The sequence below is a fragment of the Pseudomonas caricapapayae genome (assembly GCF_001400735.1).
Lineage (GTDB): Bacteria > Pseudomonadota > Gammaproteobacteria > Pseudomonadales > Pseudomonadaceae > Aquipseudomonas > Aquipseudomonas caricapapayae.
The window spans coordinates 21699-31437 of the sequence record NZ_LJPW01000142.1 but is presented as its reverse complement, the minus strand read 5'-3'; the positions used below and the strand labels follow the sequence as shown (position 1 = coordinate 31437).

11 protein-coding genes and 1 pseudogene are annotated in these 9739 nt (G+C 60.6%); 2 read left to right on the top strand and 10 right to left on the bottom strand.

The features are described 5' to 3' along the window. A pseudogene (locus ALO80_RS31790) lies at positions 1-196 on the top strand (hypothetical protein); the annotation flags it as partial. A gap of 17 nt (positions 197-213) precedes the next feature. Here the strand turns inward: ALO80_RS31790 and ALO80_RS20095 are convergent. Next, a complete protein-coding gene (locus ALO80_RS20095) occupies positions 214-762 on the bottom strand; it encodes an adenine phosphoribosyltransferase (RefSeq protein ID WP_055010275.1) in 549 nt (182 codons plus the stop codon). A gap of 61 nt (positions 763-823) precedes the next feature. Then, positions 824-1558: a fumarate/nitrate reduction transcriptional regulator Fnr gene (gene fnr / locus ALO80_RS20090; RefSeq protein WP_054985609.1), complete on the bottom strand. Its 735-nt coding sequence runs from the start codon at positions 1556-1558 to the stop codon at positions 824-826. A gap of 152 nt (positions 1559-1710) precedes the next feature. Between fnr and ALO80_RS20085 the strand changes: the two genes are divergently transcribed. Next, positions 1711-2178: a hypothetical protein gene (locus ALO80_RS20085; RefSeq protein ID WP_055010274.1), complete on the top strand. Its 468-nt coding sequence runs from the start codon at positions 1711-1713 to the stop codon at positions 2176-2178. Between the two features lie 14 nt (positions 2179-2192). Here ALO80_RS20085 and hemN read toward each other — a convergent pair whose 3' ends face one another. The 8 genes from hemN to ALO80_RS20045 all read right to left on the bottom strand — a co-directional run bounded on the left by hemN (position 2193) and on the right by ALO80_RS20045 (position 9730). After that, on the bottom strand, positions 2193-3575 hold the full coding sequence (gene hemN / locus ALO80_RS20080; protein WP_055010273.1) for an oxygen-independent coproporphyrinogen III oxidase: 1383 nt from the start codon (positions 3573-3575) through the stop codon (positions 2193-2195). 95 nt (positions 3576-3670) lie between these two features. Continuing rightward, positions 3671-4354, bottom strand: a complete 684-nt coding sequence (locus ALO80_RS20075) for a sulfite exporter TauE/SafE family protein (protein ID WP_055010272.1) — start codon at positions 4352-4354, stop codon at positions 3671-3673. Further along, positions 4347-4547, bottom strand: coding sequence for a cbb3-type cytochrome oxidase assembly protein CcoS (ccoS, locus tag ALO80_RS20070; RefSeq protein WP_055010271.1), 201 nt, complete (start codon positions 4545-4547; stop codon positions 4347-4349). Before ccoS ends, ALO80_RS20075 begins: the two co-directional genes overlap by 8 nt. After that, positions 4526-7000, bottom strand: coding sequence for a heavy metal translocating P-type ATPase (locus ALO80_RS20065; protein WP_055010270.1), 2475 nt, complete (start codon positions 6998-7000; stop codon positions 4526-4528). Before ALO80_RS20065 ends, ccoS begins: the two co-directional genes overlap by 22 nt. Before the next feature lie 2 nt (positions 7001-7002). Then, positions 7003-7539 (bottom strand): FixH family protein, encoded by a 537-nt coding sequence (locus ALO80_RS20060; protein ID WP_055010269.1) that lies wholly within the window; start codon positions 7537-7539, stop codon positions 7003-7005. A gap of 10 nt (positions 7540-7549) precedes the next feature. Then, positions 7550-8962, bottom strand: coding sequence for a cytochrome c oxidase accessory protein CcoG (ccoG, locus tag ALO80_RS20055; RefSeq protein ID WP_055010268.1), 1413 nt, complete (start codon positions 8960-8962; stop codon positions 7550-7552). Positions 8963-9026: 64 nt separating this feature from the next. Beyond that, positions 9027-9479, bottom strand: a complete 453-nt coding sequence (locus ALO80_RS20050; protein ID WP_055010267.1) for a type II toxin-antitoxin system VapC family toxin — start codon at positions 9477-9479, stop codon at positions 9027-9029. Continuing rightward, a complete protein-coding gene (locus tag ALO80_RS20045; protein ID WP_055010266.1) occupies positions 9479-9730 on the bottom strand; it encodes a type II toxin-antitoxin system prevent-host-death family antitoxin in 252 nt (83 codons plus the stop codon). The genes ALO80_RS20050 and ALO80_RS20045 overlap by 1 nt, the downstream gene beginning before the upstream one ends. Positions 9731-9739 lie beyond the last annotated feature (9 nt).

Here is a 9739-nt window from a genome sequence, read left to right as displayed (position 1 = left end):
CCTGTCACTGATCCGGGGGTCGCCGCAACGGGCCATCCATGGCCCGGTGCGGCTAGCCTGGCGTCCTGCCAGGCTACCCCCGGATCAGCGCCAGGACTCAGCCGTCACTTACGTCGCACTCTGCGTCGTCAGTGCCATCGCGATAAAAAAGCGCATTTACGATAGCCGTGAGCGCTGGACCGTTTGGAACCTGTAACTCTCGTGCCTGTGCCGTTACTGCTCGTCCAGCGCAAACCCGGTCAGGCAGAACGTCGGGATTTTCAGATCGTTAAGACGCTTGGAGCCGCCCAGTTCCGGCAGGTCGATAATGGCAGCGGCCTCATGCACCTCGGCACCCATGCGGCGGATCAGGTTGGCGGCGGCGATCAGCGTGCCTCCGGTCGCGATCAGGTCATCGAACATGATCACCGAATCACCCTCGCACAGACTGTCGGCATGCACTTCCAGGTACGCTTCGCCGTATTCGGTCTGATAGGCCTCAGACAATACATCGGCAGGCAGTTTGCCTTGTTTGCGGAACAGCACCAGTGGCTTGTTCAGTTGATACGCCACCACTGAACCAATCAGGAAACCACGCGCGTCCATAACGCCGATATGGCTGAAATCGGCCTCTATGTAACGCTGCACGAAACTGTCGATAACCTGGCGGGTAGCCTTGGGCGACTGAAAAAGGGGAGTGATGTCGCGAAACACCACGCCCGGTTTGGGGAAGTCCACGACCGGGCGTATCAAGGATTTGAAGGTCGATTGATCGAAAGTCATCAGGGGGATCCATGGCAGGTTTGGCCGATAGTTTAAGCCGACCCGCCACAGATCGCACGTTTCAGCTTTGCATTGCACCGCCTGCCAGTGCGCAGAGTTCGATAGGGTCGAGGATATGAATCTCTTTGCCTTCTGCAGAAATCAGCTGATTTTGCTGAAACCGGGTAAATACCCGTGACACGGTCTCGACTGCCAGGCCGAGATGATTGCCGATTTCGTTGCGCGACATGCTCAGGCGAAACTGGTTGGCCGAAAAGCCTCTGGCACGGAAGCGCGCAGACAGATTGATCAAAAACGTGGCGATACGCTCATCGGCAGTCTTTTTCGACAGCAACAGCATCATTTGCTGATCGTCGCGAATCTCTCGGCTCATCACGCGCATCAACTGCCGACGCAGTTGCGGCAATTGCACCGACAGTTCATCCAGGCGTTCAAACGGAATTTCGCACACTGAAGTGGTTTCCAGTGCCTGCGCCGAGACCGGGTAAGCTTCTGCGTCCATGCCTGACATGCCCACCAGTTCGCTGGGTAGATGAAAGCCGGTGAGTTGTTCCTCGCCGTTGTCACTGATGTTGAAGGTCTTCAGTGCACCGGAACGTACGGCGTAGACCGATTCGAAGGTATCTCCCTGACGAAACAGAAATTCACCTTTTTTCAGCGGACGGCCCCGCTTGACGATCTGGTCAAGGCAGTCCATGTCTTCCGTGTTCAACGAGAGGGGCAGGCAGAGTGGAGCGAGACTGCAATCCTTGCAGTGAGCCTGGGTTTGAGCACGCAACTTTACTGGCTCGGACATCACTTAATTCCTTGTGGGAAATCACACATAAGCCGTAAGGGTAACTCACCCTTGCTTGTCGGGGCCAGCCTGCAAACCTGTCGGCGTCGTCAAGGTTGCAGACTGGCTGCCGATAAACCTTTATTCCCTCAGCCACACCAGGATGCCTCGGAATGTCAACGACACTCCCGTTGATCAACAGCATTACGATCCGAACTGCGACCTCGCAGACCACCTACAGTAACGCCGGGCAAAGCACTGCCGAGACGTCTGCGAGCGAGACAAAGGGTGTACAGGTCAATTTGTCGGCAGAAGGCAAGGCAGTTGCGTCATCGTCTTCGAGAAACGCTGATATCGAGCAGAGCGGCCTGCCGGCTTCCGTGCAGAAGATCCTCAAGGCGATTCGCGAGCTTCAACGCAGGATCGAGGAAACCATGGAGCAGATCCAGAAGGCGCTGAATGACCCCAGCCTGAGCCCCGAGGAGCGACGGACCAAGGCCGCGGCGCTACAGACCGTGCTCATCACGTTGCAGGCGCAGGTGAGCAATTCCACGGCCGATCTGTCGTCGCTCATGAACAGCCTGGGCTCCAGTGACGCCGACAAGACCACGGCGGGAATGCTGGTTCTGGCCAAAATGTAGAGCCTGGACGCGGGTCATATCACACGGGAGAACTGCTGCCTGCTCTGCCGGGGCAGGTATGCATCGAAGACCATGCACACCGCACGCACCAGCAACCGGCCTGCCTGCGTGATGTTTATACCGGTATTGCTCAACGTAATCAGCCCGTCCTCCGTCATGCCGAGCAATTGCGGCCATGCATCGCTGAAATAGTCCCTGAAATCAATGGAAAATGCCTTTTCGATCCAGGCGAAATCCAGCGTGAAGTGGCAGATCAACTGCTGGATGACAGCGCGTCTGATCCGGTCGTCGTCGCTGCACATCAGCCCACGTCTGGTCGCCGGCTGGTCACTGTCCAGCAACCGCTGATAGTCGTTCAGGTCGCTGCTGTTCTGACTGTACAGCTCGCCGACCTGGCTGATGGCCGAAACCCCAAGCCCGATCAGGTCACAGTGACCGTGCGTGGTGTAGCCCTGAAAGTTACGCTGCAGGGTCAGGTCTTCCTGAGCGATGGCCAGCTCGTCGTCGGGCAGGGCAAAGTGGTCCATGCCTATGTAGCGATAACCGGCGTTGCCCAGTTGCTCGATGGTCTGCTCCAGCATGAGCAGTTTGTCCTGTGCATCCGGCAGGTCCGCCGTATCGATGCGCCGTTGCGGCATGAAGCGCTCTGGCAGATGGGCATAGTTGAACACCGACAGCCGATCGGGCTGCAATTGGATGACTGCTTCCACGGTGCGACTGAAGGCGTGCGGGGTTTGTCTGGGCAGGCCGTAGATCAGGTCGATATTCACGGAGCGAAATTGCAGTGTGCGGGCGGCCTCGACGATTGCGCGTGTTTCCTCCAGGCTCTGCATGCGGTTGATCGCCCGTTGCACAACCGGGTCCAGGTCCTGCACGCCAAGGCTGACGCGGTTGAACCCCAGTTCTCGCAGCAGGCCCATGGTCGCCCAGTCTGCCTCGCGAGGATCGATCTCGATGCCGTAGTCGCCGGAGTCATCCTCCAGCAGGTTGAACCGGGCGCGTAGCTGAGCCATCAGTCGGCGCAGTTCGTCATGGTTGAGGAAGGTCGGCGTGCCACCCCCCAGATGCAGTTGCTCTACCACCTGAGCGGGTGCCAGGTGGCAGGCGAGCATGTGTATTTCGTGCTCGAGTCGCTGCAGGTAGGCCTGTGCACGTCCGCGGTCCTTGGTGATGACCTTGTTGCAGGCGCAGTAGTAACAAATGTTCGCGCAAAAGGGCAGATGCACATAGAGCGACAGTGGGCGCAACGCCTTGCGGCTTTCGCGCAGCGCATGCAGCAGGTCGAATGCGCCCACTTGTGTATGAAGCTGCAACGCTGTCGGGTAGGACGTATAGCGCGGTCCCGGCACATCGTAGCGATGGATCAGATCTGAATCCCAGCGAATGGCGTCAAGCATGCGCACGTTTCCCGGTCAGGCTGGCGATGTCGCGAGCATACGCAGGCGCTCAGGGGCGGGCGTTGACGTGGGTCAAGCGCGATGAGCTGTCTGCCTCAATGCCCCATCAGCCAATGCTGATGGGGCCCCGGCAAGGTCCAGAGGCCGAACACGATCACCAGCAACCCTCCCGCCACGCGCACACCTCGTTTGCGCAGCAGGGCAGTGGTGCGTTCGGCAGCAAGTCCGGTGGCCAGCAGGACGGGCCAGGTGCCTAACCCGAAAGCCAGCATCAGCAGGGCGCTGTCGAGGGGGCTGGCCTGACTGGCTGCCCACAGCAGGGCGCTGTAGACCAGCCCGCAGGGCAGCCAGCCCCACAGCGCGCCGAGCAACACGGCGCGGGACAGGCTGGACACCGGCAGCAAGCGACTGGCCAGCGGTTGCAGGTATCGCCACAAGCCTCGGCCCAACCGCTCGATGTGCGTCAGGCCGCTCCACCAACCGGCCAGATACAGCCCCATCATGATCAACAGCACGGCGGCCATGATCCGCAGGCCCGTTGCCAACGGACTTTGCGCGACCGCCCAGCCGCCCAGCCCGGAACACAGGCCGGCAACCGTGTAGCTGAGAATGCGTCCGAGGTTGTAGGCCAGCAGCAGCCGAAATCGGCGGCTGCGCTGTTCTTGGGGAATAGCCAGCGTCAGCGCCCCCATCAGACCGCCACACATCCCCAGGCAATGGCCGCCGCCCAGCAGCCCGAGAATGAGTGCCGAAATCAGCATCGAAGCGAGTTCAAACATCGTGCTTCCTGTCAGCGCCAGACTGTTGCTGCTCTGGCCGATCCTCCACTGACGGCGGCTCATCGAACAATATGCTGTGTGCCGGGCCTTCCATATCGTCGTACTGGCCGCTGTCCACCGCCCAGAAAAACACGTAGATCGCGACACCGACCAGCAGCAAGGCAGCAGGGATCATGATGTAAAGCGCGGGCATGAAACCTCCGAAGCAGGTGGGCGCGCCAGGGCAGGGCGCGGCATACGGGTCAGGCGCAAAGCGTTGAGCACCACGGTCAATGAACTGATCGACATCCCGATGGCTGCCCATACCGGGGTGATCCAGCCCAGCGCCGCGAATGGCAGCATGAGGCCATTGTACAGGCCGGCCCAGAGCAGGTTCTCGATAATCACCCTGCGCGTGCGCTGGGCCAGATTCAGTGCGTCGATCAGCACCGGCAGGCGATTGCACAGCAGCACGGCGTCAGCGCTGGTTTTTGCCAGGTCGGTGGCCGAGCCCATTGCCACGCTGATGTCCGCGGCTGCCATGGCCGGTACGTCGTTTACTCCGTCACCGATCATCAGCACCTTGTGCCCCTGAGCCTGGAGTTGCCGCAGCGCGTTCAGTTTATCGTCCGGGCGCATGCCGCCACGCGCGTCGTCGATACCGAGCGCCCGCGCGACGGTGCCGATCATGGGCGAGCTGTCGCCGGACAGCAGCAGCGTTTTCCAGCCGCGTACCTTGCACGCGTGTAACAAGGTGCCGGCATCTTCGCGCAGATGATCGTCCAGCACCAGCCAGGCCAGCGGTCCTTGCGCGTCGCCCAGCAGCAGCCACTGTCCGGATTCATCGGCGACCACGGGAGGTTCAACGCCGCTCAGCGCGCAGACAAAAGCTGCCTGACCGATGCGCAGCCGTTGATCGTCAACGCTACCTTCCAGGCCCAGTCCTGGTGTACTGCGCACCTGTTCGGCAGCCTTTGAGGCCGGACCGAACGCGCGCGCAATGGGGTGCTCTGAACGGTTTTCCAGCGCAGCCGCCAGTTCCAGGCAGCGCTCAGCTTCCAGCTCGCGCAGCGGGAGAATGCTGCGCAGCACCAGACGTCCCTCGGTCAGGGTGCCGGTCTTGTCGAAAATGACTGTATCGATCTGATTCAAGCCCTCCAGTACGTGGCCACGGGTCAGCAACAGGCCGAGCTTGTGCAGCGTACCGGTGGCTGCTGTCAATGCGGTCGGCGTTGCCAGCGACAATGCGCAAGGACAGGTGGCGACAAGCATCGCCAGTACGATCCAGAATGCGCGCGATGCGTCTATCTGCCACCAGATCACGCCGATCAGCGCAGCGGCCATCAACGAAAACAGCAGGAAGGTCTGTGCCGCCCGGTCGGCTATCTGCGCGAGACGGGGTTTCTCCGCCTGGGCGCGCTCAAGCAGGCGGACAATGGCCGAAAGGCGGGTTTCGTGACCCAGCGCCGACACTGCGACGGTCAACGGGCTTTCGACATTGAGCGTCCCTGCGGTCACCGGGTCGCCTGCGTTACGCGTCTGTGGCAGGTACTCGCCCGTCAGCAGCGACTCATCGACACTGGACCGACCTTCAAGGACCTTGCCATCCGCCGGTATCACCGTACCCGGAAGCACCAGTACGCGGTCGGCCAGACGTAGTTCGCTGAGCAGGATGCGCTGGCTCTGGCCATTAGCACCGAGGCGCAGGCATGAGGCAGGCAGCAGGTTGACCAGTTGCGCCGTGGCCGCTGCCGTGCGTTCGCGGGCGCGGCGTTCCAGGTAACGTCCGGCCAGCAGGAACAGCGCAAACATGCCGACTGCATCGAAATACAGCTCCCCGGTGCCGGTTATAGCGGTCCAGATACCTGCCACGTAGGCTGCGCCGATCGCCAGCGACACCGAGACGTCCATTGTCAGGTGACCGCTGCGCAGGTCGCGCAAGGCACCGCGAAAGAAGGGTGCGCAGCTGTAGAACACGATAGGGGTTGTCAGAAACATCGCTACCCACCGCAGGATCGTATGCATCTGCGGGCTGAGGTCGATATTGAACTCCGGCCAGGTCGCCATGGTTGCCATCATCGCCTGAAACCACAGCAGGCCGGCGACACCCAGTTGCCGCAGCGCCAGACGATTTTCACTCGCCAGGCGCTCGGCCGCGCGGTCGGCCTGCCATGGATAAGCGACGTAGCCAATTGCATGCAGCTCGCTCAGTAACTGACTGAGGGCAAGTTGCTCGACGCGCCAGCGCACGTGCAGGCGACGGGTGGAGAGGTTCATGCGGGCTTCGGCCACTGCGGGCAAACGGCTCAGGCGTTGCTCGATCAGCCAGCCGCAGGCTGCACAGCTGAGCCCCTCGACAAGCAAGGTCGCCTCTGACAACTCGCCTTCGTGGCGCACGAACGGTGCCTGCACATCAGGGCGGTCGTAGAGTGTCAGCTCATCGATCAATTGCGTGGGCAGGCTTTGCGGGTTGGCCGAGGTCTCGCTGCGATGCCGGTAATAGCTTTCCAGACCACTGGCGACGATTGCCTCGGCCACGGCCTGACAGCCAGGGCAGCACAGCTCTCGGGGATGACCGAGCACCACTGCTGTAAATCGGCCACCCGCAGGCACAGGCAGGCCGCAGTGGTAGCACGGTCTGGGAGTAATCGGGGGCAACCTCGCCATGTTCAGTCTTTCCGGCGCTGCGCGGCTTGCAAAGGTTCATCGCCCAGGGTCAGCTCATCGGCACCGATCTGCTCTTCCTCGAACAGGCGCCACGTCTGGTCGCCCTCGATACCCAGCAGCTCCACAAAACGCCGCCCCTCCACCCGGTCCGGTAATTGCCCGATGTAACGACCCGGTTCCGATGGGCTGCGGGTCAGAAACACGCGGCGGTCACTGTCGGGGCGCGTCGGGGAAATAAGGTTCAATTCCAGACGTTCCGGGTTGCTGTTGCCGCTCAGGTGCAGCCCGACTTCGCCGGTCAATTCGTCCACATTCAGGCGGGCATGCAGGTTTAGAGACTGGGCAAGCACCTCCCTGTTCAATGAGCGGTTGATGCCTTTGCCGGCCTCGTAATAATTGTCGGTGACCAACGGGTCCGGATGGCTGACGGCGATGAACACCATCGAAAGGCTCAGTGTCACCGAACAGGTCAGGATGGCGATGATGATCCATGGCCAGAGGTGTCTGTACCAAGGGCTTGCAGCAGTCGCAACGGGCATGACGGCGCTCTTAACGAATGGGTGGGCCGATGAAGCGGCTTTTGGTGTCGACGCGCGTGTCGCTGTCGGTGTCCTTGAGGGTAAAGATTACCTCGTTGCTCTGCGCTGGCAGTTTTTCCGGCGCGCTGGACAACCCTGCCGGCAGGCTGACGATCTCGCCTGCCGGGACCCTGATTTCCCGCTGGCCTTGCAATTCGAGATCGGGCAGACCGCTGGCATCCAGCGTATAGATGTGATCCACCTGGTCCTTGTTCATCACTTTCAGGCTGTAGACGTTTTCGATCCGGCCTTCGGCGTTTTCCCGGAACAGTATGCGGTCTTTGCTGACCTCCAGACCTGCCAGCGTGCGCATGCAGAAGGCCGCGCTCAACAGCGCAATCATCAGCAGCAGGACCAGCGCGTAACCGATCAGGCGCGGACGCAGTCTGCGGGTGCGTTGCCCGGACAGGTTGTGCTCGGTGGTGTAGCGAATCAGGCCGCGAGGGTAATCCATCCTGTCCATGACCGTATTGCAGGCATCGACGCAGGCGGCGCAGCCAATGCATTCGACCTGCAGCCCGTCACGAATGTCGATGCCGGTCGGGCAGACCTGTACGCACAGTGTGCAGTCGATGCAGTCCCCCAGCCCCTGAGCCTGATGATCGGCTTCCTTTTTCCGCGGCCCGCGGGTTTCGCCACGATTCGGGTCATAGGAGATGATCAGCGTATCCTTGTCGAACATTACGCTCTGGAACCGCGCGTAGGGGCACATATAGATACACACCTGTTCGCGCAGCCAGCCTGCATTGAGGTAAGTGGCCAGGGTGAAAAAGCCGACCCAGAAATATGCCCAGCCGTCCGCCTCGCCTGTGAACAGGTCAACGCACAGGTCGCGAATGGGAGAGAAGTAACCTACGAAGGTCATGCCTGTGGCAAACCCGATCAGCAGCCACAGGCCGTGCTTGGCGAACTTGCGCGCCAGTTTGCCAGCGCTTGTCGGTGCATGGTCGAGCCTGATGCGCTGGTGCCGGTCGCCCTCGGTGACTTTCTCGCACCACATGAATATCCAGGTCCAGACACTCTGCGGGCAGGTATAGCCACACCAGACCCGTCCGGCATAGACCGTAATGAAGAACAGCCCGAACGCTGCGACGATCAGAATGCCGGACAAGAGGATGAAATCCTGCGGCCAGAATGTCGCACCGAAGATGTAGAACTTGCGCTCCGGGATGTTCCACCAGACGGCCTGATGCCCGCCTTGATTCAGCCAGACCGTGCCAAAAAAGATGAGCAGCAGTAACGCGCCGCCCACCCTGCGCACATTTCGAAACAGGCCTTTGAACGCGCGGGTATAAATTTTCTCGCGCGAGGCGTAGAGATCGATGAACTCGCCGCTCTTTTCGGATGCCGGGGTGATGTCGTGTACCGGGATCTGGTTGGTCATTGATGAGTCCAGCGGCGGTGGACTGGTCCCGGCCGACACAGGTCAGGCAGAATCATGATCGCGTTCAACGTGATGCACGTGAATAAAGGGCCGATTCTTCATTCGACTGGCTGACCCAGGGATTGAGCAGTGCGATCCCGCACGACTGAAAGTCGGTTGTGTTGCGTGTGACCACGGTCATGCCATGCACCAGTGCAGTAGCGGCGATCAACGCATCGGATTCGCTGCGTGGTTCAGGAACGTGCAGTTGAGCGCAGCGCCTTGCGACCTGAGTGTCGACTGGCAGAATACGCCCGGCGAACGCTTTCAATACATGCTGGTCTAGCCACATTCGCAATGCTGCGCCTTGGGTCGGGTCACGGTGTTCGATACGCAGGATACCTGTTTCGAGTTCAAGAATCGTGATGGACGAGATGAACAGGCTGGATGCCATCTGGGTTCGCGACCAACGGAGCACGTTCGCATCGGCATCGTGTTTTCTGAGTTCGGACACCACGTTGGTGTCTAGCAGGAACATCAGGACAGATCGACCTGTCGCGGAGTAATCACTGCGCGCTGAGGCTCGAACTCGATATCGATGTCAGTGGGCATTATCAGCATGTCGGCGATGCTTGCTGCGCTGCCGGTCAGTTGCAGGTACGCCTCGATCGACAGCAGCACATGGGCAGGGCGGCCTCGGTCGGTAATGAAAACCGGGCCTTCATTCGCAGCCTTTTTAGCCCCGCTGGTGTCCTGATTGAATTCGCGGCTTGAGAGGGTTGTTGTCATGAAAGCGAC

Excerpts from the sequence above, each read along its gene's own strand:
- ALO80_RS20085 (WP_055010274.1), top strand. The coding sequence starts at position 1,711 with ATGTCAACGACACTCCCGTTGATCAACAGCATTACGATCCGAACTGCG.
- ALO80_RS20065 (WP_055010270.1), bottom strand. The coding sequence starts at position 7,000 with ATGGCGAGGTTGCCCCCGATTACTCCCAGACCGTGCTACCACTGCGGC.
- ALO80_RS20075 (WP_055010272.1), bottom strand. The coding sequence starts at position 4,354 with ATGTTTGAACTCGCTTCGATGCTGATTTCGGCACTCATTCTCGGGCTG.
- ccoS (WP_055010271.1), bottom strand. The coding sequence starts at position 4,547 with ATGCCCGCGCTTTACATCATGATCCCTGCTGCCTTGCTGCTGGTCGGT.
- ALO80_RS20095 (WP_055010275.1), bottom strand. The coding sequence starts at position 762 with ATGACTTTCGATCAATCGACCTTCAAATCCTTGATACGCCCGGTCGTG.
- fnr (WP_054985609.1), bottom strand. The coding sequence starts at position 1,558 with ATGTCCGAGCCAGTAAAGTTGCGTGCTCAAACCCAGGCTCACTGCAAG.
- ALO80_RS20060 (WP_055010269.1), bottom strand. The coding sequence starts at position 7,539 with ATGCCCGTTGCGACTGCTGCAAGCCCTTGGTACAGACACCTCTGGCCA.
- ALO80_RS20045 (WP_055010266.1), bottom strand. The coding sequence starts at position 9,730 with ATGACAACAACCCTCTCAAGCCGCGAATTCAATCAGGACACCAGCGGG.
- ALO80_RS20050 (WP_055010267.1), bottom strand. The coding sequence starts at position 9,479 with ATGTTCCTGCTAGACACCAACGTGGTGTCCGAACTCAGAAAACACGAT.
- hemN (WP_055010273.1), bottom strand. The coding sequence starts at position 3,575 with ATGCTTGACGCCATTCGCTGGGATTCAGATCTGATCCATCGCTACGAT.
- ccoG (WP_055010268.1), bottom strand. The coding sequence starts at position 8,962 with ATGACCAACCAGATCCCGGTACACGACATCACCCCGGCATCCGAAAAG.